General features: G+C 54.4%; 23 protein-coding genes. 17 read left to right on the forward strand and 6 right to left on the reverse strand.

Features of this window, described 5'->3' with window-relative positions:
* The first annotated feature begins 3 nt into the window (after positions 1–3).
* From MKZ07_RS26410 to MKZ07_RS26445, 8 genes are all read left to right on the forward strand, one after another.
* Positions 4–207: a hypothetical protein gene (locus tag MKZ07_RS26410; protein ID WP_036700181.1), complete on the forward strand. Its 204-nt coding sequence runs from the start codon at positions 4–6 to the stop codon at positions 205–207.
* A 27-nt stretch (positions 208–234) separates the two neighbouring features.
* Positions 235–1359, forward strand: coding sequence for a GerAB/ArcD/ProY family transporter (locus MKZ07_RS26415; protein ID WP_036700179.1), 1125 nt, complete (start codon positions 235–237; stop codon positions 1357–1359).
* Between the two features lie 128 nt (positions 1360–1487).
* On the forward strand, positions 1488–2108 hold the full coding sequence (locus MKZ07_RS26420; RefSeq protein WP_036700176.1) for an alpha/beta hydrolase: 621 nt from the start codon (positions 1488–1490) through the stop codon (positions 2106–2108).
* A 14-nt stretch (positions 2109–2122) separates the two neighbouring features.
* A complete protein-coding gene (locus tag MKZ07_RS26425; protein ID WP_076160099.1) occupies positions 2123–2419 on the forward strand; it encodes an antibiotic biosynthesis monooxygenase family protein in 297 nt (98 codons plus the stop codon).
* 16 nt (positions 2420–2435) lie between these two features.
* On the forward strand, positions 2436–3236 hold the full coding sequence (locus tag MKZ07_RS26430) for a phosphotransferase family protein (protein WP_341028558.1): 801 nt from the start codon (positions 2436–2438) through the stop codon (positions 3234–3236).
* A 41-nt stretch (positions 3237–3277) separates the two neighbouring features.
* Positions 3278–3823 carry a DUF1697 domain-containing protein gene (locus MKZ07_RS26435; RefSeq protein ID WP_341028560.1) on the forward strand — a complete coding sequence of 182 codons (546 nt, stop codon included), beginning with the start codon at positions 3278–3280 and terminating at the stop codon, positions 3821–3823.
* A 161-nt stretch (positions 3824–3984) separates the two neighbouring features.
* Complete coding sequence (locus MKZ07_RS26440) at positions 3985–6174, forward strand: glycosyltransferase family 39 protein (protein WP_036700170.1); 2190 nt, start codon at positions 3985–3987, stop codon at positions 6172–6174.
* Positions 6175–6258: 84 nt separating this feature from the next.
* Entirely contained in the window at positions 6259–7242 is a 984-nt protein-coding gene (locus tag MKZ07_RS26445; RefSeq protein ID WP_036700168.1) for a glycosyltransferase family 2 protein, read from the forward strand.
* A 64-nt stretch (positions 7243–7306) separates the two neighbouring features.
* On the opposite strand, the gene MKZ07_RS26450 is transcribed toward MKZ07_RS26445, so the two are convergent.
* The 3 genes from MKZ07_RS26450 to MKZ07_RS26460 form a co-directional block, all read right to left on the reverse strand.
* Positions 7307–7873, reverse strand: coding sequence for an FAD-dependent oxidoreductase (locus MKZ07_RS26450; RefSeq protein WP_036700166.1), 567 nt, complete (start codon positions 7871–7873; stop codon positions 7307–7309).
* A gap of 135 nt (positions 7874–8008) precedes the next feature.
* Positions 8009–9478: a sensor histidine kinase gene (locus MKZ07_RS26455; protein ID WP_036700164.1), complete on the reverse strand. Its 1470-nt coding sequence runs from the start codon at positions 9476–9478 to the stop codon at positions 8009–8011.
* Complete coding sequence (locus MKZ07_RS26460) at positions 9475–10161, reverse strand: response regulator transcription factor (protein WP_036700162.1); 687 nt, start codon at positions 10159–10161, stop codon at positions 9475–9477. The genes MKZ07_RS26455 and MKZ07_RS26460 overlap by 4 nt, the downstream gene beginning before the upstream one ends.
* Positions 10162–10616: 455 nt before the next feature.
* Between MKZ07_RS26460 and MKZ07_RS26465 the strand changes: the two genes are divergently transcribed.
* The 3 genes from MKZ07_RS26465 (at position 10617) to MKZ07_RS26475 (ending at position 15447) form a co-directional block, all read left to right on the forward strand.
* Positions 10617–11780: a glucose-1-phosphate adenylyltransferase gene (locus tag MKZ07_RS26465; RefSeq protein WP_036700161.1), complete on the forward strand. Its 1164-nt coding sequence runs from the start codon at positions 10617–10619 to the stop codon at positions 11778–11780.
* Positions 11781–11803: 23 nt separating this feature from the next.
* Positions 11804–12907 carry a glucose-1-phosphate adenylyltransferase subunit GlgD gene (glgD, locus tag MKZ07_RS26470; RefSeq protein WP_341028566.1) on the forward strand — a complete coding sequence of 368 codons (1104 nt, stop codon included), beginning with the start codon at positions 11804–11806 and terminating at the stop codon, positions 12905–12907.
* A 107-nt stretch (positions 12908–13014) separates the two neighbouring features.
* Complete coding sequence (locus tag MKZ07_RS26475; RefSeq protein ID WP_341028568.1) at positions 13015–15447, forward strand: glycogen/starch/alpha-glucan phosphorylase; 2433 nt, start codon at positions 13015–13017, stop codon at positions 15445–15447.
* 221 nt (positions 15448–15668) lie between these two features.
* Here the strand turns inward: MKZ07_RS26475 and MKZ07_RS26480 are convergent, their stop codons facing one another.
* Complete coding sequence (locus tag MKZ07_RS26480; protein ID WP_036700153.1) at positions 15669–16148, reverse strand: GAF domain-containing protein; 480 nt, start codon at positions 16146–16148, stop codon at positions 15669–15671.
* 230 nt (positions 16149–16378) lie between these two features.
* Here MKZ07_RS26480 and MKZ07_RS26485 point away from each other — a divergent pair, with 230 nt between their 5' ends.
* The 3 genes from MKZ07_RS26485 to MKZ07_RS26495 all read left to right on the forward strand — a co-directional run bounded on the left by MKZ07_RS26485 (position 16379) and on the right by MKZ07_RS26495 (position 18960).
* Positions 16379–16678, forward strand: coding sequence for a hypothetical protein (locus MKZ07_RS26485; protein ID WP_036700151.1), 300 nt, complete (start codon positions 16379–16381; stop codon positions 16676–16678).
* Positions 16679–16857: 179 nt separating this feature from the next.
* On the forward strand, positions 16858–17436 hold the full coding sequence (locus tag MKZ07_RS26490) for a GNAT family N-acetyltransferase (RefSeq protein ID WP_036700148.1): 579 nt from the start codon (positions 16858–16860) through the stop codon (positions 17434–17436).
* Positions 17437–17445: 9 nt separating this feature from the next.
* Positions 17446–18960 carry an MDR family MFS transporter gene (locus tag MKZ07_RS26495; protein ID WP_036700145.1) on the forward strand — a complete coding sequence of 505 codons (1515 nt, stop codon included), beginning with the start codon at positions 17446–17448 and terminating at the stop codon, positions 18958–18960.
* 474 nt (positions 18961–19434) lie between these two features.
* On the opposite strand, the gene MKZ07_RS26500 is transcribed toward MKZ07_RS26495, so the two are convergent.
* On the reverse strand, positions 19435–19902 hold the full coding sequence (locus tag MKZ07_RS26500) for a MarR family winged helix-turn-helix transcriptional regulator (RefSeq protein WP_036700143.1): 468 nt from the start codon (positions 19900–19902) through the stop codon (positions 19435–19437).
* A gap of 334 nt (positions 19903–20236) precedes the next feature.
* On the opposite strand from MKZ07_RS26500, the gene MKZ07_RS26505 reads away from it, so the two are divergent.
* Both MKZ07_RS26505 and MKZ07_RS26510 read left to right on the forward strand, forming a co-directional pair.
* A complete protein-coding gene (locus MKZ07_RS26505) occupies positions 20237–21034 on the forward strand; it encodes an ABC transporter ATP-binding protein (RefSeq protein ID WP_083678082.1) in 798 nt (265 codons plus the stop codon).
* A complete protein-coding gene (locus MKZ07_RS26510; RefSeq protein WP_156949730.1) occupies positions 21013–22281 on the forward strand; it encodes an ABC transporter permease in 1269 nt (422 codons plus the stop codon). Before MKZ07_RS26505 ends, MKZ07_RS26510 begins: the two co-directional genes overlap by 22 nt.
* Before the next feature lie 73 nt (positions 22282–22354).
* On the opposite strand, the gene MKZ07_RS26515 is transcribed toward MKZ07_RS26510, so the two are convergent.
* Entirely contained in the window at positions 22355–23614 is a 1260-nt protein-coding gene (locus tag MKZ07_RS26515) for a BaiN/RdsA family NAD(P)/FAD-dependent oxidoreductase (protein ID WP_036700138.1), read from the reverse strand.
* A gap of 197 nt (positions 23615–23811) precedes the next feature.
* On the opposite strand from MKZ07_RS26515, the gene MKZ07_RS26520 reads away from it, so the two are divergent.
* On the forward strand, positions 23812–25512 hold the full coding sequence (locus MKZ07_RS26520) for an ATP-binding protein (protein ID WP_156949729.1): 1701 nt from the start codon (positions 23812–23814) through the stop codon (positions 25510–25512).
* The last annotated feature ends 122 nt before the right edge of the window (positions 25513–25634 follow it).

Below are 25634 nucleotides of genomic sequence, written 5' to 3' on the forward strand. Positions count from 1 at the left end.
GCTATGGCTATTTACGTGGTGTTGATCTATGCCTTGATCGCTGTAATTGATCCATATGGGCTGCGGAAGAAGGGAATGAAGCGGGATTTCCTGGTCTGTTCTGCCCTGTACCTGATCTCCTTCGCGCTGGCCTTCGCACTCTCGATGCGTTGGGAGATACCCAGTCCGTCCCCGCTGTTTGTGGATTGGATCAAAAGGCTATATTAGCGCGTGACGCTGAAGGAGGAGGAGAGTGTGAGCAAAGAGATTATTCCGGCTGGCCAGTCGATCAGCATCGCTGTATTATTTATCACCGGAGCTTCCCTGTTCCTGGGAACCTCGTCACAGTCCGGCAACAGCAGCTGGATTGCCCAATTGCTGGCGATTCTGCTGGCGATTCCCCTTATGCTGATCTATGCGAGACTCCATGTCCTGTTTCCAGGCAAGGATCTGTATGACATGCTGATTGAAGTGTTCGGCTCCGTCCTGGGACGGATGCTCTGTTGTCTGTATATCTGGTATGCTTTACATCTTGGAGCGCTGGTGCTTCGCAATTTCGGGGAGTTCAGCAAGACCGTGGCTTTAACCGCAACTCCGATGCTCGCACCTATGCTTGTGATCGGCCTGCTCTGTATCTGGGTGGTCCACGCCGGGATCGAGGTGCTTGGAAGAAGCGCCAAATTCCTGCTGCTGTTCTCGCTGATTGTAATTGTGGTCCTACAACTACTCTCTGTACCCAAGTTTGAGTACCATCATCTGAGGCCACTGCTCCATACCAGATTAGACCTTATTCTTGCAGATACGGCTGGCTCGTTCACCTTCCCTTTTGCCGAGATTGTAGTCTTCCTGGGCGCGTTCAGCGCCATCCCAGCCAAGGGCTCTGCCAAGCGGGTGCTGGTCAGCAGCACACTGATTGCAGGGGTTATCATTATTATGATTACACTGCGCAACCTGCTGGTGCTTGGCCCTGATATTCTGTCCGGTCTGTACTTCCCCTCTTACGTGGCGGTCAGCCGGATTAATATCGGTGATTTCGTTACCCGGATCGAGGGCTCGGCAGCCATTGTGTTTGTTACGGCGCTCTTCGTCAAGGTCAGTCTGTGTCTGTATGTAACCTGTAACGGGGTAGCGAAAGTATTCAAGCTGGGTAGCTACCGGTCTGTAGTGCTGCAGATGGGACTGATCATGATCTATCTGTCGGACTTCATCTATTCCAATATTATGGAAATGGAAGAGTTCGCGTATCACATCTACAAGGTATATGCCCTCCCGTTCGAAGTGGTGATTCCTGTGCTGCTGTGGCTTACAGCCGAGCTTGTTGTCCGCAAAAGGTGCAGCAGGCACAAGGCTCTTCCAGAGCAGCAGCCGGAAGGTTTATAGAGCAGAGCAGCGTCATTTCTTCAGCCCCGCCCTGCGGGGCTTTCCGGATTTCAACCTGTGCTGAAGTTAGCTATAATGAGAGATAAGAGAGAATTTCATAGAACAGGTAAGAAAGGCGTGGATTACAGATGAGCGTATCCAGCATTGTAATGTCCTCACATTGGGGCAGAGAGGTCAGACATAAGCTTATTACGCAAGGCTCCAAGGTGCTGGCCGTGGTGTTTCCAGGACAGAATTATTCCGCCGAGCGGCCGCTGCTGGATTATGCAGGCAAGCTGGCCCGGGAATACGGCTGTGACCTGCTGCTGCTCGAATACGGCTACCAGGCTGCCAGAGTAGCCTTCAAGCGCGAAGAGATTGATATTGTTGCCGAGGAATGCAAGATTGCGCTTGCTTCGCTTCCCGACTATGAGCAGTTCCTGTTCATCAGTAAGAGTATGGGCACGATTATTGCCGGTAAGGCGGCGTCGGAGCCCGGAATGGGCGAGAAGGTCTCGCATCTGTTCCTTACCCCTGTTCCCGAGAGCCTTCCGTTCATCCGGCAGAGCCGGGGCAGTGTGATCTACGGCGGGAGTGACCCGATGTTCACCGGGCAGCATCCTGCCGAGCTTAGCAGCATGAAGCAGGTAAGGGTATATAGAATTGACGATGCCAACCACTATCTGGAGGTGGATAGCGTCAACGAATCGCTGGCTGTGCTGCTGGTTATTATTAATTTTTATCATGAATTTTTCCGAGATTCACTATAAAAGGAGATGAGAGCATGATTACAGAAGCGGCAATGCTTCAGGTGAAGCCGGGACAGACCCATTCCTTCGAGCAGAGCTTCAGGGAGGCTTCCCCGCTGATTGCTTCGATTGACGGGTATTTGGGCCATGAGCTTCAGCATTGTATGGAGGATGACCACAAGTATCTGCTGGTTGTCAGATGGCGCAGCCTGGAGGATCATACCGTAGGCTTCAGGGAATCGCCCCAGTATCAGGAGTGGAAGGCGCTGCTGCATCATTATTACAGCCCTTTTCCTATAGTAGAGCATTATACGAAGGTTAGTCTGGATTAGTGGAGAGGGTGCGTATATGCAGGGGAAGGTGATCGGCCAAGGCAGAACGGCTGAAGTGTTGGAGTACGGGGAAGGAAGGATTCTTAAGCTGTACCGTGACGATGTTCCAGAAGAACATGTGGACTTGGAATACCGCATCAGTAAATGGGTCTATGAACAAGGTGTTGCTACTCCGCAGCCCCATGAGCGGGTAGTTGTAGAGGGCAAACAGGGAATTGTATATCAGCAGATCGCCGGTCCTACCCTGCTGCAGCAGATGAACCGGAAGCCGTGGCTGAACTTCAGCGGCTTCAAACAGATGGCCGCCCTGCATTACAGCCTCCATCAGCTTGACGGCATGGGCGAAGCCGGAGCGCAGAAGAAGCGCCTGGAGCAGCATATTATCGCCGCACCCATGCTTGAGACAGAGGAGAAAACACAGATTCTGTCCCGGCTTGCCCGGCTGCCGGACGGGGAGAAGCTATGCCATGGCGATTTCCACCCGGATAATATCCTGATGGACGATAAGCTGTGGGTCATTGACTGGATGACCGGCGTCCGCGGTAATCCTGCGGCAGATGTGGCACGTTCAGTAATCATGTTCAGTATCGGGGCCATGCCTCCGCAGGCTTCCGTGTTCGCTAAGGGGTTCCTGGGGTTCGCCAGGAAGCGGCTGACCGAGCAATATGTCGGCAGGTATCGGAAACTGTCAGGCTTGACGCTTGCGGATATCGAACCGTGGATACTGCCGGTAGCAGCCGCACGGCTGGTGGAGGGACTTCCGGTTCCCGAGAAGGAGCTGCTGGTCCGTGAGATCCGCAGACGTCTGAGAGCATAGCGCTGCAAGCAAGAGACTGTATAGGGGAGGCGGAAGTGCTGGTGAATACATATATTGCATGGCTGCGCGGCATTAATGTCGGCGGCAACAAAGTGATCAAAATGCAGGACCTGAAGGCCACCCTCGGAACACTTCCATTCAGGAATGTACGCACCTACATCCAGAGCGGCAATGTTATATTTGAGAGTGAAGCATTAACCGGCGAGGGGCTGGCCGAGATGATTAGCGGGAAGATTCAGGAGACCTTCGGCTTTGAAGTACCGGTGATGATTCGTTCTCTGGAGGAGCTGGAGGCAGTTATTGCCGGCAATCCGTTCCCGCAGAGTGAGCAGGAAGCCTACAAGCGGCTGTACGTCTCGTTCATGGCAGCGGAGCCAGCCGCTGAAGCGCTGGAGAAACTCCGCCCCTATGAGGATGGAGCTGATAAGCTGCGGGTGATCGGCAGGGAGCTGTATGCCTTCTATGAAGTGAGTGTAAGCGGGTCGCCGCTGTTCAAGGTGCCGTTCGACAAGCTGCTGGGAACGGCGCTTACTGCTCGCAACTGGAACACCCTGAACAAGGTAGCCGCACTGGCCCGTAAGCCGTAAAGGAAATAGTAGCTCTACCAAATACCCCACCGGGACATCTCCTGGCGGGGTATTTGGCGTGTCCGGCACGTTCAGCAAACATTCAGCGGGCATTCATTACGGGTTAAGGTACAGATGCCATAATACACCTAAGAAATGAACGAATCGGAGTGGATCATACAATGAAATTACTGAAGAGGCCGGGTATCGATGTTGTCCTGCTAATGATTATGCTGCTGGCAGCCGTCCTGTACGGATACGGAATCTGGAATGACCAATATGCCAATACGTACTATACAACCGCAGTGGGCAGCATGCTGCAGAGCTTTCATAACTTCTTCTTCGCTTCCCTGGATTCGGCAGGGTCTGTAACGGTCGATAAGCCGCCGGTAACCTTCTGGCTGCAGACCTTAAGCGCGCTGGTCTTCGGCCTGCATGGCTGGAGTGTCATTCTGCCGCAGGTGCTCAGCGGTGTAGGCTCGGTACTCTTAGTCTATCTGCTGGTGAAGCCAACCTTCGGACGGGCGGCGGCACGGCTTGCAGCGCTCGTTATGGCCGCTACTCCGGTAGCAGCAGCGGTAAGCCGGACGAACAATATTGATACGCTGCTGGTATTCACACTGCTGCTGGCGGCATGGTTCCTGTTCAGAGGCACCCGGACCCACCGGCTTGGCAGCCTGCTGGCAGCTTTCGGACTCATCGGTGTCGCCTTCAATGAGAAGATGCTGCAAGCTTATATGGTTCTTCCGGCCTTCTATCTATTCTATCTCCTGGCAGCCAAGGTGAACTGGAAAAAGAAGACCGGCACCCTGGCAGCCTGCACTGCCGTACTGCTGGCAGTGTCTCTATCCTGGGCTGTAATTGTCGATTCCATTCCGGCCGATGAGCGTCCTTACATCGGGAGCAGCGGCACCAACTCTGTGCTTAATTTGGCTTTTGGCTATAACGGTGTGTCCCGTCTGACCGGTGACCGTAGTACTGGGGGAGCCGGAGGTGGCGGCTTGGGCGGTGGTGGTATGCCAGGAATGAACGGGGAAATGCCGGACTTAAGCGGTGAATTCCCGCCCATGGATGGAGCTGACGGGCAAGGGGGCGCAGACGGGCAAGGGACGATGAACGGCCGTGATTCCGCCGCCGGGGACAATCAGAGCCGTGACAGCGGCGGGACTGCACCAGGCCAGGACGGACGCGGTGGCGGAATGGTGCCGGGCGGTCAGGATGGAGGACGGCGCGCAGAAGGAGAGAGCGGCGGATTCGGCGGGTTCGGAAGCCCGAACGGACGCGGTGGGATGGGCGGTGGCGGGATGTTCAACACAGGCACTGCTGGTCCGCTGCGGCTGTTCCAGCAGGAGCTGTCCGGCCAGGCGAGCTGGATGCTGCCGTTCGTGCTGTTCGGCAGCATCGGGATCTTGGCCAGCCTGCGCCGCAGGAGCTTCACCCGGCAGCATAAGGAAGCCCTGTTCTGGTTGGCCTGGCTGATTCCGGTCATGGGATTCTTCAGCATCGCCGGCTTCTTCCACCAGTACTACCTGATCATGATGGCTCCGCCGGTGGCGGCGCTGGCAGGTGCAGGCTGGTCTCAGCTCTGGAGCTACTATAAGGAGCGGAAGACCTGGCTGTCCTGGCTGCTGCCCGCAGCGGTGCTGGCTACAACGGTGCTTGAGGTGTACATTATCCGTCCGTATAACGATACCATCGGCAGCGGGTGGTCCGTGGGCATACTGGCAGCAGGTATTGCAATGACAGTAGTGCTAATCATTCTGCGGCTGCTGAAGGCGGTACAGGGTAAGCCTTCCTGGTTACATGCCGCTGCGGTAACAGGGTTCCTGGTGCTGCTGATTGGCCCGCTCTACTGGGCATTCACACCGATTGTCTATGGCAATAACAGCATGACGCCTGCAGCAGGGCCGGATAGCGGCAGCTCCTTCGGGATGAGCGCAAGGGGCAACATGCCCAACATGCCCAACATAGCCAACATGGGCGGCATGGGGGGAAGAAATAACGCCGCTGGTATTAATGAGTCTCTGCTGGGCTTTCTCAAGGAGCATAATACCGGCGAGAAATATCTGTTCGCAGCGATGGATTATGGAACAGCAGGCCCGTATATCATCGACGAAGGGGAGCAGGTTGTTATCCTGAACGGCTTCAATGCGTCAGATACGCCTTACACCCCGGACAGCCTGAAGGAGCTTATAGAGAGCGGGCAGGTGAAGTACTTCCTGGTCAGCGGCGGCATGGGCGGAATGAGGGGCGGCAGCTCGGAGATTACGGAATGGATCACCAAGAACGGCACGGAGGTTCCGGCCGCAGACTGGCAGGGAACACAGAGCAGCGGCAATGCCGGAACCCTTTACGAGATAACCCTGGACTAACCTGCGGGAGCAGGAGAACAAGAAGCGCGTATATCCGGCCCTGTGCCGGCGCGCTTCCTTACTACTTTTGAGGAGGAGCTGCCCATGAGTATCCAAGTGCGCTATTCCATTATTATACCGATGTTCAATGAAGAGGCTGTTATTCAGGAAACCTACCGGCGCATCAAAAAAGTAATGGGCACAACAGGCGAGCCTTACGAGCTGATCTTCATTAATGACGGCAGCACGGACAATTGCGCGCAGATGATCGAGGAATACAGCTATTGGGATGAAAGTGTGAAGCTGATCGATCTGTCCCGCAATTTCGGGCATCAGGTTGCTATTACCGCAGGGATGGATTATGCGCTGGGCGATGCGGTTGTGATCATTGACGCGGATCTGCAGGACCCGCCCGAGTTGATTCCGGAGATGATTTCGGAGTGGAAGCAAGGCTACCAGGTCGTATATGCCAAGCGGATCAAGCGAAACGGAGAGTCCCTGTTCAAAAAGTGGTCGGCCAGCTTATTTTACCGGGTGCTGCGTTATTCGACAGATATCTCTATTCCGGTGGACACTGGCGATTTCCGCCTGATGGACCGCAGGGTCTGCGACGAGCTGAAGCGTCTGCCGGAGAAGAACCGCTTCGTACGCGGTCTGGTCAGCTGGGTTGGATTCCGGCAGAAGGCGATAGAATACGAGCGGGAGGAGCGGCTGGCCGGAGAGACTAAATATCCGTTAGGGCGGATGCTGAAGCTGTCACTGGACGGCATTACCTCCTTCTCTTATAAGCCGCTGAAGCTGGCGGGTGTTCTTGGAGCGCTGCTGTCCGTATCCGGTTTTCTGTACCTGCTGTATGTGCTGTACCTGGCACTCTTTACAGACGCAGCCGTGAAGGGCTGGGCATCGATGATCGGAATCACCTTAACCTTCAACGGGTTCGTGCTGCTCATGCTGGGTATTCTGGGCGAGTATGTCGGACGGATCTATGATGAATCGAAGGGCCGTCCCCTCTACATCGTTCAGGAGTTCTACAGCGGCAGGCCGCAGCAGAGCGCACAGGAGCAGAGAGTCGCCAGTCTCAACAAATAACAATATTTCGTAAAAAAGAAACGCCTCTCCTCTCTAAGGAAAGGCGTTTCTTATGTAGTCTCTGCTAAGCCTTCAGCAAATCATGATCGACATAACGTGCGCCGTTCAGCTCACTGATAATGTTGACGGCAACCTTGGCGCCATCCCCGGCAGTGATTATGGCGTGGACACTCATTCCGGCAACGGTTCCGGCGGCCCAGATCCCGTCGATATTGGTTCTGCCTTCCGGTGTGGCGGCAATCACCGTCTTGATTCTTGGCTCCGTACCTTCTTTGGTCGTTACCCCGGCTGCGGCAGCCAGATCCGTCAGAACACCTGTCGCCAGCACGACATGCTTAGCTTCATAAGTAGCCCCGCTCTCTGTCCCGATGACGAAGCCCTCACCGCTGGCTTCAAGCGACGTCGCCTGTCCGGCAACCAGCTCGGCCCCGAACTTCACAGCCTGCTTATGTCCGGTTTCTACCAGATCAGGTCCACCGATCTCGCTAATTCCGTAATAATTCTCATACCAGCCTCTGCGGGTCATACCTTTGTCGTTGTCAATCAGCAGTGTTTTTTTGCCGGCCTTGGCAGCGAACAGGGCGGCGCTTGCACCGGCAGGGCCGGCACCGATAATGGCGATTTCGTACATGAGATAACCTCCTAAAAGTTTTGAAAGCATACACTTAAGTTTTGATAGCATAAACCTCGTTGAATCACATCGCAAAACTCGCTTCGGAAGCATACACTTCGCAGAACTATTATATCGCTATTTACAGCTCATTGGCTAATTCCGCAGACATGGAAGAGAGACCTTGAAGGCAGCCCCCTCACCCGGGGGGCTGGATACAGTAACTTCTCCCTGATGAGCTTCGGCAATGGACCTCGTAATCGATAATCCAAGCCCGGAGCCGCCGTATTTGCGTGTGCGGGAGGAATCGCTGCGGTAGAAGCGGTCGAACACATGCGGGAGATGCTCCGCAGAGATGCCGGAGCCGTTATCCTTCACGGTAAGCTCTGCTAATTCTCCCCCGGCGTGTAGCGATATGTGGATGATGCCCTTGAGCGCATCGGTATGCTGAACCGCATTGTGGAATAGATTAAGAAGGACCTGTCTGATCTGGTCAGGATCAACCAGGCAACGGATGCCGCAGGCCAGGTCGAAGACGACCTGCCGCTCTCCGGCCAGCACCCGGAGCTGCGCCTGCATGTCGTCGATCAGCTCGCCCAGCAGTACCTGCTTGACCCGCAGCCGGGGTGCGCCGTCCATCCGGGCGAGCAGAAGCAGGTCCTCCACCAGCTTGTTGATGCGCTTGGCTTCACCGTGCATGCTGTTCAGCGCGCTGTAGAGCTGTTCCCGGTTATCGGCAGCTCCGCGCAGAAGGACCTCCAGGAAGCCGTAGATGGATGTCAGCGGCGTTCGCAGTTCATGGGAAGCATCTGCGGCGAACCGGCGCATCTGCTCTTTCGCCTCCCGCTCATTCTTGAACGAAATCTCCAGCCGCTCCAGCATGCCGTTGAAGGACTGGGCGAGCTGGTCGATCTCAAGCTGGCCCTGCTCCTCAGGGAACCGCACATTCAGGTTGCCGGCATCGATAATCTGGGCCGAACGCCCCATGTTGGATAAGGGGACCAGCGTTTTGCGCAGCGCAGGCAAATACAGCAGCAGCCCGGCCAGCAGAGCCGTTACCGACAATGCGCCGAAGATAAGCAGCTGCTGCAGGATGACATCCTTCAGCGGTCCGGTCTCCACCGTCATCTGCAGAAGCATCCGGGCAGCTCCGGGCCTGCCCAGATTCATGAAGACCGCCAGATGCTCGCTGCCATCCCCGGCGGGAATCAGCTGGTAACTCCCGCCCCTCTTGTCCTGGGGGAGCTTCAACAGCTGGTCATAGGCCTCATTACTCATTCTTGGTGCAGGCGAAGCGGACAGGGTCTCTTCCTTCAAATCCATGAAGCTGCCGTCCTGATTATAGATAGCGAGGGTAGTATGGGCGTCGAGCAGCAGGGGGCGCCGGTCTCCCCCTGGCCGTCTGTTACCTGCATTATTGAAGATTTCAAATGGCACAGAGCGTATCTGGGTCTCCATCGCCTCCGCCCGGTTGCTGTATATGAAATTCCGCATGAGTACATACTGGAGTGTGCCGATCAGTATAAGCAATCCTGAAAGAATGAGCAGCGAGGCGGCGAGCAGCTGCTTGCGCAGGGAACGCGGAGCATGGAATCTGCCTGTGAATCTACGGGTCCGGGCAGTCATACCAGATCCACCCGGTACCCCGCCCCGCGCAGGGTGCGGATGATCCGGTGCTCCTTGTCGCCGAGCTTCTCCCGGAGGGAGCGGATATAGACCTCCACGATATTCTCCTCCCCGCCGAAGTCATAGCCCCACACCTTGTCGAGAATCATCGGCTTGCTCAGGACCAGTCCGTGGTTGATCACCAGATACTGCAGCAGCTCATATTCAGTCGGAGACAGCTCCAGCACCTCCTCCTTATGGCGGATCTCCTTGCGGCGGCCGTCAATCCGGAAGGGGCCGCACCGGACCTCACCGAGCAGGCCGGGAAACTGGTTGCGCAGCCGGGCCTGAATCCGGGCCAGCAGCTCCTCGAAGCTGAACGGCTTCACCATGTAATCATCTGCGCCCAGAGACAGGCCCGCCACGCGGTCGTCCACCTCATCCTTGGCGGTCAGCATGATGATCGCCACCTCCGCTTCCTCGGAACGGAGGCACCGGCAGACCTCGAATCCGTCCATACCGGGCATCATTACATCAAGGATAACAACATGCGGCTTAAAGTCGGCTGCCGTTGCCAGGGCTTCAGCGCCATCTGCGGCGGTTTGTACCTCAAAGCCTTCGTTCATTAGGCCCAGCTCCAGAAACTGAAGGATATGAGGCTCATCATCCACCAGGAGTAGCCGGATACCTTGTGTCGCTTTCATTGGCATTTCCTCCATTTTGAGTAAGTGAAATTAGTGTAGTATGTCCATAGTATGAATTCCCCGGTTGAACGTTTGCTGAAAATAGGCCTTTGGAGCCACGGATTCGATTCATCCCGGCTGATTGCGGTTAATCATAATGGTTAATCTAATTATAGTGACTTATCGCGCCATGAATATGAAATATAGTTATAAATTTAAACAGTTTAGTTCAGGTAATAAAGGGTTTTTTACGGCGGGCATAGAACACTATTAGAATATAAGGATACAACATGTCCCGTTCAGCTGTTTTCCTCCCCGTACAACCCGTATTCATCCTGTCTAGGCATTTCTTTTGGGTTAAATCTTTTCACAACACTTCTTTTTAGGGTATCTATTTAGGTCTGCACTTCACAGCATCACTCATTCAACCTAATTTATTACATGTTCCATTACCCATAAGTCAAGGAGGCTCTTCCATGAAGAAAAAAGAGATGGTAGCCATGCTGTTGGCGGGAGGCCAAGGGAAAAGATTAAAAAGTCTGACCAAATCGATTGCCAAACCGGCTGTATATTTCGGAGGAACCTACCGCATCATCGACTTCCCTCTAAGTAACTGCTCGAATTCAGGCATCGATACCGTGGGTGTGCTGACACAGTATGAACCGCTGGTGCTGCATTCGTATATCGGGGTCGGCAGCGACTGGGACCTGAACCGCAAGGATGGCGGCGTATTCGTCTTGCCTCCGCATGAACGGGAGAACGGAAGCAGCTGGTACCGGGGAACGGCAGATGCGATCTACCGCAATCTGAAGTTCGTGGATCAGTTCGATCCGGAGCATGTGTTAATTCTGTCGGGAGACCATATTTACAAGATGGATTATCATGCGATGCTGCAATATCACAAATCCAAGAATGCGGACTGCACCATCTCAGTCATTGACGTTTCACTGGAGGAAGCAAGCCGCTTCGGCATACTGAATACAGAAGATGACCTGAAGATCTATGAGTTCGAAGAGAAGCCAGCCCAGCCTAAGAGCACACTTGCTTCGATGGGGGTATATATTTTCAAATGGGATGTTCTGCGCAAGCATCTGCTTGAGGACGGGGAGAACGCCGGATCATCCCATGACTTCGGTAAGGACATTATTCCGATGATGCTGGGTGAAGGCCAATCGCTGTACGCTTATCCTTTTGAAGGCTATTGGAGAGATGTAGGTACGGTAGACAGTCTGTGGGAAGCGAATATGGATCTCCTGAGCGATACGCCTCCCCTGAACCTGAATGATACCGGCTGGAGAATCTTCACCCGTAATCCGAATCAGCCCGCACAATATGTGGCACCGGGAGCCAAGGTATCGAGCTGCATCATTAATGAAGGCTGCATCGTGCATGGCGAGGTGAAGCACTCTGTCCTCTTTTACGGGGTTGAAGTGGGCGAAGGCAGTGTCATCACCGACTCTGTCATTATGCCCAAGGTGAAGATCGGCAAGAACGTGAGAATTCACAAAGCGATCATCAGTCAGAACACGGTCATTGAGGATAATATGGAAATCGGCGCCGACCGGGAGAATGAGAATGAAATTCTGCTGATCGACAAACGAAGCAAGAAGCTCAAATCTGTAGCAGCCAAAACCATATAACCACAAGAGGGCGGGGGATTCCGATGAAAGAGCTTATGGGTGTAATTAATCTTGATCATGAATTGGATAATTTAAATGAACTGACCTATTTCCGCTGCGGAGCAGCGGTCCCCTTCGCCAGCCGTTACCGGCTGATCGACTTCGTCTTGTCGAACATGATGCGTGCGGAGCTGGAGAGCGTAGGGCTGTTCGTCCGCCGCAAATACCGTTCATTGATGGATCATCTCGGCGACGGCAAATCGTGGGATATGAACCGCAAGCATGGCGGACTGTTCATCCTGCCACCGGACTGGAATGACCCTACGGACACCTCCCTGGGCGACCTGCAGCATTATCATAACAATCTGGATTTCTTCAAAAGGGCTTCGGCCAAATACATCGTCTTCTCCGGCAGCCAGCATATTAACACGGTGGACCTGCAGGACCTCTATCAGTATCACCTGGAACAGGGTGCGGACGTAACGATGGTCTACAAGCAGATTGACGAGCTTCAGCCCGAGCATGACCCGTGCCTGCGGGTCGAGCTTAATGACGACAATCTAGTGACGAATATTCACCATGAGAAGCATCATCCGAATGTGTATCTGGACATCTTCATTATGGAGAAGAAGCTGTTCCTGGAGCAGGTGGAGCATTGCATTGCCCATGGCGAGAGCTATTTCTTCCGCGATGCCATTCAGAAGAACCGCCACAAATTCAAAATCTCCGCCTATGAATATAAGGGTTACCATGCCGTTATCAATTCGCTGGAGAGTTACTATAAGAACAGCCTGGAGCTGCTGAAGCAGGAGAATTACTTCGGTCTGTTCAAAGAGAATCCGGTGCAGACCAAGATTAAATATGAGGCGCCAACCCGTTATCTGGACAGTGCGTCGGTCAGCAACTCGCTGGTGGCCAACGGCTGTGTAATCGCCGGGTCAGTGGAGAACAGCGTTATTTTCCGGGGCGTACAGATTCGTAAGGGTGCGAGAATTATTAATTCTGTGATTATGCAGAAATGCGTCATTGAAGAGAATGCTGTGATTGAGAATGTGATCATGGACAAAGATGTGCATCTCAGCAAAGACCGGATACTCGTTGGAGACAGCAGGCGTCCATTTGTCATAGCCAAGAGCAGCAAGATATAATATCTGGATCAGGGGAAATGTACCGCTAGGGGCATTTCCCCTGATCCAGTGTTGTAATAGGCACTATTATCAACAAATACATGCATCCTGTAAGGAGGAACCTGCTGTTGTTCAACGATAAAGAGACTTTCAAACAAGTGTTCCGCGAGAAACTCATCGGGAAATTAGGCAAGCCGCTTGAAGAAGCTTCGAACGCCGACATTTATATTATTCTCGGCAACATGATCCGCGAGAATGCCGGTAAGGACTGGGCGGCCACCAATCAGAAGTTCAAGATCGACAAGGATAAGCAGGTATATTATTTCTCCATGGAATTCCTGATCGGCAGGCTGCTGGGCAATAACCTGCTGAACATGGGTGTGCTGGAGGTCGTTCGCGAGGGCCTTGCGGATCTGGGATTCTGTCTGCAGGATATCGAAGAGGTCGAAGCCGATGCCGGCCTGGGCAACGGGGGGCTGGGCCGCCTTGCAGCCTGCTTCCTGGATTCGCTCGCTTCCCTGCAATATGCAGGGCACGGCTGCGGCATCCGTTATAAATACGGCTTGTTCGAGCAGAAGATTGTAGACGGCTATCAGGTGGAACTCCCGGATTACTGGCTGCAGAATGACAACGTGTGGGAAGTTCGCCGCGAAGATAAACAGGTAGAGGTGCATTTCTGGGGACATGTGGACACCCGCTGGGAGAATGATGAGCTTGTGTTCGAGCACAAGGATTATGAGGCTGTACGTGCGGTTCCGTATGATATCCCGGTGATTGGTGCAGACCGCAGACATGTGAACACGCTGCGTAACTGGAGTGCTGAGTCCATCACCCAGCCATCGAGAGTCTTCGGCGCTCAGGGCGGTACGGATTATCACAAGTTTCTGGAATACAAGCGTTCGGTGGAATCCATCTCTGAATTCCTGTATCCCGATGATTCCCAGTACGAAGGCAAGCTGCTTCGTCTGAAACAGCAGTACTTCATGTGCAGTGCCGGCCTGCAGAGTATTATCCGGACCTTCGCCAAGACAGGCCTGCCGATTGACAGCCTGCCTGACAAGGTAGCCCTGCATATCAATGACACTCACCCTACGCTGGTGATCCCTGAGCTGATGCGCATTCTGATGGATGTCTATAATCTGGGCTGGGATCACGCCTGGAGCATGACTACCCGGATGGTATCGTATACCAACCATACCATTCTGAGCGAAGCCCTGGAGAAGTGGCCGATCGGCATGGTCAGAGAGCTGCTTCCGCGCATCTTCCTGATTATTGAAGAGATTAACGCCCGCTTCTGCGGCGAACTGATGAGCAAATATCCTGGAGACCAGGACCGGATCAATCAGATGGCGATCATCCATGACGATCAGGTACGGATGGCGCATCTGGCGATTGTTGCCAGCCACAGTGTGAACGGTGTAGCGGCGCTGCATACCGAGATTCTGCAAAAGCGTGAGATGCGGCTGTTCAATGAGATGTATCCGCACCGCTTCAATAACAAGACCAACGGCATTACGCACCGCCGCTGGCTGCAGCATGCCAATCCCGAGCTTGCCGGACTGATCAGCGAGTCGATCGGCACCCGCTGGCTGCATCAGCCACAGGAGATGATCGGACTGATCAAATACAGTGAGGATGCCTCCTTCCAGGAGCAGGTGGCCGCCATCAAACGCCGCAACAAGCTGCATCTGGCTGAATATATCACGAAAAAGCACGGTATTGCGGTAGATCCCGACTCGATCTTCGATGTACAGGTCAAGCGCCTGCATGCCTATAAGCGTCAGCTGCTGAACGTGCTTCATATTATGCATTTGTATAATCAGATCAAGGATAATCCATCCATTAATATCGTGCCGCGGACCTTCATCTTCGGTGCCAAGGCTGCTCCAAGCTATCATCTGGCCAAGCGGATCATTAAACTGATCAATACGGTGGCTGATGTAGTGAACAAAGACCCGGACATTAACGGGAAGATCCGTATCTTCTTCCTGGAGAATTATTCTGTATCGCTGGCGGAGAAGATTATTCCGGCCGCTGATGTCAGCGAGCAGATCTCCACGGCGAGCAAGGAAGCCTCCGGTACCGGCAATATGAAGTTCATGATGAACGGTGCGCTGACGATTGGAACCATGGACGGGGCTAATGTGGAAATGCATGAGATGGTAGGGGACAATAATATGTTCCTGTTCGGCCTCCGTGCAGAGCAGGTACTTGATTATTACCAGTACGGCGGATACCACGCCCGCGATATCTACAATGGCGATGGCCGGGTAAAAGAAGTCTTGGATCAGCTAATCGTCCCTGGCCCCTTCAGTTCCCATGCCCAGGAGTTCGATACGCTCTTCCAGTCGCTGATTGACAACAATGACGAATTCTTCGTGCTTAAGGATTTCGCCAGCTATGTGGAGACCCATGTCAAGATTGACCTGGCTTACCGGAACCAGAAGGAATGGCTGAAGAAGTCCATCATCAATATCGGCCATTCCGGCAAGTTCTCCAGCGACAATACGATTAGCCGCTACGCCGCCGAGATCTGGCATATCGATCCGGTCCGGCTGTAACGCCATAGGTACGGGCCGCAGCTTCAGGCGGTGTAATCAGAGCAGCAAAAGCCGCCCCATCCAGGAATCATTCCTGCGGTGGGGCGGCTTTTTTGATAGATAAGAATTGATATGTTTTGGGGTCCCCGCAAAGTACCTGAGTCATCATCAAAGCTAAGCTCCACTTTGCGGGGTTATTTTGCGGTTCAGGGCTTATTTGCTGCTGATAATGAAGGCTAGCCTTACAGCACCTCGGATACCATGGCTGCGAACCGTTCGAGGAAGCGGCGCTCCTCGTCGTCGAAGCGGTGCTTGAGCGGGCTGTCGATATCAAGTACGCCATAGAGGGTGTCCCCTTTGACCAGGGGAACAACTATTTCGCTGTTAGAGGCAGCATCACAGGCAATATGTCCCGGGAAGGCATGAACATCGCCGACCACTAGCGTGCGGCGTTCAGCGGCTGCGGTTCCGCAGACGCCGCGGCCCAGCGGAATCCGGATGCAGGCCGGAAGTCCCTGGAAGGGTCCGAGCACCAGCTCTTTGCCGTCAAACAAGTAGAAACCGGTCCAGTTGGTGTCCGGCAGAGAGAGCTTTAACAGTGCCGAAGCGTTGGCCAAGTTGGCAATGGCGTTCGGTTCACCCTCCATCAGTGCCCCGAGCTGGCTGAGAACGGCTTCGAACCGTTCGCTGCGAGTGCCATCATAAGGCATGGCTTGAAACATGAAGCATCACCTTCCTGTACCTTGAGTCAGTATGAATCCCATAACTGTTAACTATCAAGATAGTACAGGGAAGCGTGATACGTCAAGTATAATCAAGGATTAACAGGTTTTTCCGCTTAGTGGAAAAAGAGTAAGAAGAAAGAATCCTAGAAGTGAGGATGTTTCCGGGAACTCAGGGCAGGGTAATGCTTTTATAAATACAGCAGGCTAGTAGCCAGAAGGAGTGAAATATGCGCGCCGACGTACAGAACTTGTTTATTGGAATCCATATGCTATATTGTGCACATGAGAAGGATCTGACACTAACGGAAATGCTGCCGGAGCTGGAGAACCTGGGGTACCGGGTGGCGGAGCGCGAAGTGAAACAGGAGCTGGAACGGCTGACCCAGGAGAATTTCCTCACCGCCCATGGCGACGCTTATAGTGTTACGGGAACGGGAATCGAAGAATTCAAAGCCATTCAGGCCAAGCTTGGCGTGCTGTGCACTGAGGTGCTTAAGCCGGTTAAGGCAGCGGGTGCGTCAGGTTAATTCTGAATGCTGCTGTACGGAATGTAACATAACATTAGGTATAAGGTACAGCGTCTGACCGTGTGGCGGCAAGCCATAGGGTCAGACGCTGTTTGTGATGGTTAAGCGGAAGTGACAGGTAAACGCGCCGCCCGGGCAGAATAGAGTGTATACTGGTAGGGTTGAAAGGGGACGGGAACATGTATGTGTGCGGAGGGGTAATCCCGGAATTAAGCGGACGGAGGGTGCGCCTGCGGGCGATGCTGCCTGCGGACGCGCAGGCGCTGTTCGGGATTTGGAGCCATCCGGCGGTAGCGCCCTGGCTGGATGGCCCCCCTCTGTCCTCTGTGGAGGATGCAGAAGCACTGATTGCCCTGCTGGCGGAGTGGGCTGCGGAGGAAGAGAGCCTGCGCTGGAGCATCCTGGGGCCGGAAGGCAGTGTCATTGGCAGCTGCGGCTATAACCACTGGCAGCTTCAAGGCGCCTACCGGGGAGAGATCGGCTTCGAGCTGTCACCGGCAGCCATGTGCCAAGGATACATGCGGGAAGCGCTGGAGCTGGTGCTAGCCTTCGGCTTCCAGAGCATGGGGCTGAACCGGATGGAAGCCCTGTGCCACCCGGACAACCTTCGCGCAGAGCGGCTGCTCACGGGACTTGGCTTCCGGCAGGAAGGGCTGCTGCGGCAATACCGGCATACGGCTTCCGGCTATCAGGATGTAGTAATGTATTCCCTGCTGCAAGGAGATACGGGTGCAGGAGAGAGAACAGAGAGAACATAGAGAGAAGGTATGGAATCATTGAGTTCACTGGGGGAAAAGCAGCGAAAGTTAATATTGACAGGCGTACTGCTGGCTACATTTCTGGCAGCAATTGAAGGGACCGTAACGGGTCCTGCGGGTCCGGCCATCGTAGGGGATTTCCAGGGGATGCAGTGGCTGAGCTGGATCTTTACAGCGTATCTGCTGGCGATGGCCGTGACCACGCCGATTTTTGGCAAGCTGAGTGATCTGATCGGGAGGAAGCCCGTGTTCATAGGCGGCGCTGTAGTCTTCCTGGCAGGTTCGCTGTTATGCGGAATCTCGCAGAGTATGCAGCAGCTGATTATTTACCGGGGGATACAGGGGATTGGTGCCGGTGCGCTGATTCCGATGACCTTTACCATTATCGGAGATATCTACAGCCTGAAGGAACGGGCTAAGACGCAGGGGCTGCTTAGCTCGGTGTGGGGGATTTCTTCGCTTGTAGGGCCGCTGCTAGGCGGTTATGTAGTCGATTATTTAAGCTGGCGCTGGGTATTCGTATTCAATCTGCCGTTCGGCCTGCTGTCGATTATCTTCATCTCACGGTACCTGAAGGAAGAGAAGGTGCGCCGTAAGACGAAGATCGATGTAGCCGGAGTGCTGCTGTTCGCTGCGGGGATGGGGGCGCTGCTGTTTGGCCTGACAACTGGGGGGCAGAGTTTGCCCTGGGACTCTCCGCTGCTGCTGTCCATTCTTCTGGCGGCTGTTCTGCTGCTGGTGGTGTTCCTGTTCGTGGAGCGCCGGGCCGCTGAGCCGATGCTGCCGCTGGAGCTGTTCTCCATCCGTAATATTGCGGTCTCTACAGGGGCGAACCTGCTGGTCAGCACGCTGATTATCGGCCTGTCTACCTATGTTCCGCTGTGGGTGCAGGGCGTATTCGGCAAAAGTGCCGCCCTCTCAGGCCTGCTCCTGGCGCCGATGTCGGTCGGCTGGATGCTGGGCTCCATTGCGGGCGGGCGGATGATTCTGCGTGCAGGCACGCGCCGTACGGGAATGCTCGGCCTGTCGCTGATTGTTGTCGCGGCCGTGGGGCTTACGCTAATGAATGCAGACTCCTCCCAGCAGCTGCTTCTGGTGCTGATGCTGTGCTGCGGGGTGGGCTTCGGCTATGCCTCGACCGTCTTCACCATTATCGCCCAGTCCTCGGTGCAGCATGAGCAGCGCGGTGCGTCTACGGCACTGAACACCTTCACCCGCTCACTCGGGCAGACGGTGGGGGTGGCGATCTTCGGCTCGTGGTTGAACTTCAGTATTGACCGGAGCCTGGCGGAACAGCCAGGAGCTGCCGTCTCTGGCGCAGATATTAACCAGCTGCTTAACCCGCATAGCGGAAGCGTCCTGCCTAAGGAAGCCTGGAGCAGTCTGCAAGGTGCGCTGGAGGGCGGCCTGCACTCCCTGTTCATCGTAATGGCGGTGTTCGCTGTAATCTCTCTGGTGATCTCAGTACGCCTTGATCGAGGGGTGCCTTCCATACAGGAAGCAAGCACACCTTTGAAGCATTAAGCTTCAAGTCTTAGCACTGATTCTCCTGATTAGGAGATTTATCGAGAGGGTTTTTGAACATACAAAGAAATCGCTCCTTTGGGAATGGATGGCGGACCTTCCATTTACCCAAGGAGCGATTTTTTGAAAATATAATTTTTATGTTGCACATGAGTGATTCGTAGAATGACTGGGTTGCTGAATGTGACTGAGGGCTGAAGGTAAAGTATGCATACAACCACATACCATGGCGGGTACGTGGCATATGAACTAAATTGTAATTGTATGTGAAAAACAGCATACATTGTGCTCAGACACAGGCGCATAGCCTGAATGCGGTCCGTTCACGCAGCGTCCACCCAAGTGCTCACGTTGATCCCGCTCAAAACAAAGGGCTGTTCCAAGCAGCCGATTCATGCTTTTTGGAGCAGCCCATACTCTGATAACTGGTTGAATTAGTGAATAGATTCACAACCGCCGATTCCTTAACTAGCCTTATTTGCGCGGGAGCGGGGAGAGCTTCTCGGCTTGCAGGCCCATTTTCTTAAGCAACACAATCATCTGTTCCTTCTCTTCGTCGCTGAGTCCACTGAAGGCCAGATGCAGGCGCTCTGAGTACTTCGGATACATCTCGTTCATCAGGCGTTCGCCCTCTGTAGTCAGCTCGGCAAAAATAACACGGCGGTCGCTAGGGCAAGGCTTGCGCTGCAGATAGCCGCGTTCTTCCAGCTTGTCGATCACATAAGTAACGTTGCCGCTCTGAAGCAGCAGCTTGGCACCGATCTGCTGGATTGGCTGTGGTCCTTTGTAGAAGAGCACCTCCATGACTGCGAAGGCGGTCGGGTTGAAGCCTTCGATCTTGCTGCCGGTTACAGCATGCTCGTTAATGCTCTTGAAGGACTTGGCAAAAACTCTGTACAAATGCAGGGTCAACTGAGTATCGCGTTCATAGGATTGTATCATGCTTCTCCACCTCTATTGTTAATCGTACGGGCTTATCCGCACGGTTTGGAATACTTGCTTCCTGATATCTAGTTTTACAATACGTCAAACAAAGATTGAAGAACATGTCATTTGTCACAATAAGCACACTTTTAATTATAAAAAATTGAACAATCTTTTGAAGGTGCATAAAAATGTATTCTTGTGCGGAATTTGAAGTCGGTGACCGGTTATTCGTATAATGAAGGCTACAGGCTGCGGAGAGAGTAAAGGGTGAAAATTATTGCAGCAAAGGCCCGTCCAGGGTGCTATGATCGCATTATATTGAATGATGATACAGGAGATGGAGAGATACATGGAAGAGACAGAAGGCTCAGAGGAACAGAAGGCTCCGAAGCAGACGGAGGAGCGGATCAACAAGTATTACGACGACGATGATGACTACGATGATGAGGATACTGTGCTTGATGTGGTGATTGAGGAAGCGGGCTATGAGGCAGGAGATATCCGCATCTCAGGAATCTCTTTCCAGGTAAGAAAGGGCGAACTGCTGGGACTGATCGGACCGAACGGGGCCGGCAAAAGCACTACGATCAAGACGCTGCTCGGTCTGCTGAAGCATGCCAAGGCCCGGGTGAAGCTGGGCGGCGAGAACCAGTCCTACGCCTACGTGCCGGAGCAGCCGGTATTCTACGAGGACCTTACGCTGTGGGAGCATCTGGATCTGGCCGCTGCCGCCTACGGCTTAAGCTATGAAGCCTTCGAGTCCACGGCGGAACAACTGCTGGTACAGTTCAGCATGACCCATGTGCGCGATGATCTGCCTGCGGGCTTCTCCAAGGGGATGAAGCAGAAGATGATGCTCATGCTTGGCTTCCTGGTACAGCCGGATGTCTATATAGTGGATGAGCCATTCATCGGGCTTGATCCCAGGGCCACCAAGGATTTCCTGCGCCTGCTGGAGGCGGAACGGGAGCGCGGTGCCGGGGTGCTGATGTCCACACATGTTCTGGATACAGCGGAGAAAATCTGCGACAGCTTCATTCTGATCTCCGGAGGCAAAATTGCCGCCGAGGGGACACTTGCGGCGATACGCGGGGAAGCGGGGCTGCCGGAGGGATCGCTGTTTGATTGCTTCGACGAATTAACATGAGCCGGAATTCATTTGCGTTCCCGGCTGCAAGGAATCTCTTAAGACGAAGACTGTTCTCCCATTTCCGGGAGCAGACTGCTATTATCCGTACGGCTGTAGACTGGACAGTCCTGCTGTATATTCTCATCCCGGGGGGCTTGCTCGGCGGCCGCTTCTACTATGGCTACTGGAATGGCAATCTTCCGGGTTGGTTCAGCCATGTACCCTTTGTGATCGTGCCTTCGCTGCTGGCCATTCTGCTGGCTACCGGAGGTATCGTGCTGTTGCTCCAGGAAGGCGATCTGCTGTTCCTGCGGCAGCGGCAGAACTGGATCAGCACGATTCTCAAAGGCGGCATGGTCTATAGCCTAGCGGTAACTGCGCTGAAGATGGCGGCGGTGTACGTCATTCTGCTGCCGTTTCTGATCCGCGGCTATGGTCTGAGCGCGGCAAGCACCTATGGCCTGCTGGCGCTGACCATAACCTGCAGCTGGGCCGTTAAGCTGCTGGGTCATATCGTCAAGGTGCAGCGTCAGGGCTTCCGCCGCCGGCTGTGGCTGATCCTGGCGGTGGCCGTGCCCTGCGGGATCTACCTGCGTCTTGCGCTCTTCTGGAAGGATAGCCCAACCCTTCTGTTCCTTGCGGCTGCCGCCTATGCGGCAGTGACCGTCCTGGCCTTCAGAGCACGCCTGCGCCTGCGCGGCACGTTCATCAATGATGTGCGCGAAGACTACAAGCAGCGGATGAGAATTGCAGCGATTCTGCTGCGCCGTGTGCTGGATAAGCCGCGGCCGACACGTTACAAGCCCTGGATCTTCCGCAAGTCGCAGCCGCTGCTGGCCTCGAAGTTGCCCGAGAGCCGCTTCGCCGCCGCAGGGATGAAGGCGATGCTGCGCAATCCGGCCCATCTCAAGCTGTACTTGCAGTTCACTGGAGTGTCGCTGGTGGCCATCTTTATTGTGCCAGTAGTACTGAAATGGCTGCTATATATTGTCTTGACGAGTATGATGGCCTACTGGCTGACTTCCTTCTGGAATCTGTTCTCCGGGGATGATTATATCGGCATTCTGCCGTTCACCAAGGTGCAGAAGGCGGACGCCGGTTCCAAGGCGATGCCCATTCTGCTGACGCCCTTCGCTGTCCTGTGCTCCGCTATGCTCTGTATTCCTGCCTATGGCTGGTGGGGCTTGCTGATCTTTATCCCTGTCGGGGCTGCCGCCGGAATCTGGATCGGCCGTATCTTCAGTGTCATCAGATTTGCAAGATAACAGCAAAGAGCCTTCCTCCACAAGCTGGGGGAAGGCTCTTTACTGTTCTAACTATAGGCGCTGCTTATCCGCCTTACTGCGCCGCCGCATGCTTGCCGGCCGTATAGCCGGTGGAGAAGGCGGCGGTAATATTATAGCCGCCGGTATACCCGTGAATATCGAGAATCTCACCGCAGAAATAGAGGCCTGCGGTCAGCTTGGACTGCATGGTTTTGGGATCAATCTCCTTAAGCGCGACTCCACCGCCGGTTACGAAGGCTTCCGCCAGGGAACGTGTCCCATGAACCTGAACGGGCATCCGTTTCACCAGGGCAGCCAGCGCCCCAAGGCCAGTCTTGGGCAGATGATGGCCTGTAATCTCCCCGTCAAGCCCACCCTTCGCCAGCAGCAGCGGGATCAGGCGCTCGGGCAGCAGGCCCTTCAGCGAGTTGCGGATAGCCTTCTTCGGCTCCAGGTCGAGCTTATTCTGGAGCATAGACTCCGCCTCCTGGAGGGACAGATCCGGGAACAGGTCGATGGACATCTCCACGGTATCGGTTCCCGACTTCTGCTGAACCTGGCGCAGGAACTGGCTGCAGCGTAGCGCGATCGGGCCGGATAGGCCGAAATGGGTGAAGATCATATCCCCCCGGTGAGAGATCACCTTTTTGCCCCTCTGATTCCAGACGCTCAGCGTAACATCGCGGAGGGACAAGCCCTGCAGCTCCCCGGATTTGATCCACGCCTCCCGTGAGAGAATGGGGACCTCGGTCGGGAACAACTCCGTGATCGTATGTCCGGCAGCGGCAGCCCAAGGGTATCCGTCGCCGGTAGAGCCAGTCTGAGGCACGGACTTGCCTCCGGTGGCGATGATGACAGCCTTCGCACTGAAGGCTTTGCCTGACTCCAGGCGGATGCCACGGACGGCTCCTTCCCCGTAGAGAACCTCCCGGACCGGGCTGTCCGTCATGATCTGCACGCCAAGGCTCCGTACTTTGCCTATCAGAGCGGATACTACGCTTGCGGCCTTGTCCGATACAGGGAACATCCGCCCGTTATCCTCCTCCTTCAAGGCGATGCCCAGCCCCTCAAAGAAATCTATAATATCCCGGTTATTGAAATGATCAAACGAGCTGTATAAAAAACGGCCGTTGCCCGGAATATGGGCGATCAGCTCCGAGGTCTCCTTTATATTGGTAACATTGCAGCGCCCGCCGCCCGAAATCCCCAGCTTGCGGCCCAGCTTAGCCCCTTTGTCGATCAGAAGTACGGACGCCCCGTGTCCGGCTGCGGCTACGCTGGCCATCAGCCCGGACGGGCCGCCTCCAATGACGATTACATCATAGCTATTCATTCATTTGCTCCTTTTGCTTATTGCGACACTCTATTAACGGCATCATACCATTCCAGGCGGAGTGTAGCCAGATCCAAGCGACCGAAACCTGATTATCGTTGTCAGGAATGCGCGGGTATGCTTTAATCTAAGTGGAAAAGGAATTTTAACCAATTTGAGGAGTGATTGCAATTATTTATGCGGTAAAGGATATTTTATTGCAAATATCGGCTGCCTGCATGTTCCTGTTTCTTTTTCAGTGGAGGCTGGACCGGGGCGATCCCCTACGCCGGAACATCAGGTTCCCCGATGACCATACCTTTCTGATGATCTGCTGCGCACTGGGCATTACGTTGTGCATGGCGCTATCCGATACGATGTTCGGAGTGGTCTATTTGAATCTGGCGATTCTCCCGGCCTATCTCGGGATCTTATATGGTAACCTGCCCTCCAGTGTATACCTGGCACTGTATTTCTTATTCTGTACTGCATTATTCTCGATGCCGTCAGGGATAGAGCATTTTTTCTTGAATACAGGGGTGCTGATGTATCCGCTGCTCTTCGGTATGTCCGGGCTGTTCAAGAAATCCGCGATTCCCGGCAAAATCGGCATTCTGTGGGGCGCGCTTTTCCCGAGCATGCTGTTCATTGTCATTGTACCGAATATGCAGGGCCGGAGCGTCCTGAATATCCTTTCTGCTGAAGCCGCCCTGGCCGGGCTATATGCCTTGACGGCCTTAATTCTGGGCGCCTTGTTTATCATTTATATTGATAAGGCCTGGGACAAGCTGCAAGTCAGGATACAAATGCAGGGGATCTCGGAGAAATTCCTGTGGGAATCGGAGAAGCTGCAGCAGATCACGAATGTGGTTCCGCTGAATATTATGGAGTTCGATGACAACGGGTATGTGACGGAGGTGAATGAATACATGCTGAGCCTGATGCAGCGTCATTGCCCTCTGTTGACCAGAGAGATTATTTTGTCCAGTCCGGCCAGTGAGCTCTTCGGCAAAAGCATGGATCAGGCCGCCCTCACCCGGTTACATGAGGTTCTGCGCAGCAGACAGCGTTCCAATACCAAGATCAGGGTCGATTCGATGACCTATCATATTTTTACCGCGCCGCTTCAGCATGAATCGGGGCAGCCGGGCGGAATCGTCATGATTATTCAGGATTTGACGGAAGAGGAGAAAATCCGCAGTGAACTTGGCAATGTCGAGCGCCTGTCGCTGGTCGGGCAGATGGCTGCCGGAATTACGCATGAGATCCGCAACCCGATGGCGGTAGTACGCGGCTTCCTGCAGCTGATGCGGGAAAAGAGCCCGGAGGATCTCCACTCCTATTATCATATTGTCATGGAGGAGCTGGACCGGGCCAACAGCATCATCAATGACTTTCTGTCGCTGGCACAGACCCGTGTATCGGACAAGGAGCCGGCCGGGCTCCAGCCTATTCTGGAGGAGCTTACGCCGCTGATCTGGGCGGATGCCAATCTCCGCGGCCAAAGTGTTGAACTGAAGATCAGCCCGGCCATGCCGCTGCTGCAGCTCAATGTCCGGGAGATCAAGCAGCTGATTCTGAATCTGGCCCGCAATGGCATGGAGGCGATGGAGGCCAAGGGCGTGCTGACACTGGCTGCCTGTGAGCATGAGGATACCGTGCTACTGATTATAACGGATACCGGAGGCGGTATGCCCGAGAGCCAGCTACAACAATTGTTCACCCCGTTCTTCACCACCAAGAGCCAGGGGACAGGTCTTGGGCTGTCGCTCTGTCTTAGTATTGCAGAGCGGCATAACGGGACGATCCGGGTAGAATCGGAGGTAGGGTGCGGGACCTCGGTCATCGTTACTATTCCGGTGGATTCCAGAGAGGGAGTGGTCCAAAGCCCTGTATATATGCAGCGGATTCGGGGGTGACGGGCACCGATTCGGGACTGTGCAGCGGCAGGCTGGAGCAGGCTGCTTCTCTTGCTTTCGCAGAGTATGTATGTATAATAAAGTTAGCAAGTAGTGCTGGAACGCGGTAACTTTATCCCGGT

This window comes from Paenibacillus sp. FSL P4-0338, assembly GCF_038002365.1.
Classification (GTDB): Bacteria; Bacillota; Bacilli; order Paenibacillales; family Paenibacillaceae; genus Paenibacillus_AQ.